We start from the raw sequence: 221 nt of genomic DNA, 5'->3' as shown, positions 1-221 counted from the left end.
GGCACTGTTGCAAAGTTAGCGATGAGGCAGCCTTTTGTCTTATTCAAAGGCCTTACATTTCAAAAACTCTGCTTACCAGGCGCATTTCGCCCAGGGGATCACCATAATAAAATGCTGAGGCCTGGCCTTTGCGTAGTGCACGCATCACCTCAATACCTTTGATGGTGGCGTAAGCCGTCTTCATGGATTTAAATCCCAGCGTGGCGCCGATTATCCGTTTC

General features: G+C 48.9%; 1 pseudogene. It reads right to left on the bottom strand.

The window, feature by feature from the left end:
- Window positions 1-52 precede the first annotated feature (52 nt).
- A pseudogene (locus M989_RS24135) lies at window positions 53-221 on the bottom strand (IS6 family transposase); the annotation flags it as partial.

Origin of the sequence: Kluyvera georgiana ATCC 51603, assembly GCF_001654985.1 — a bacterium.
GTDB lineage: Bacteria > Pseudomonadota > Gammaproteobacteria > Enterobacterales > Enterobacteriaceae > Kluyvera > Kluyvera georgiana.
Note: the sequence above shows the minus strand (reverse complement) of the source record. Positions and strands in the feature narration are given on the sequence as shown.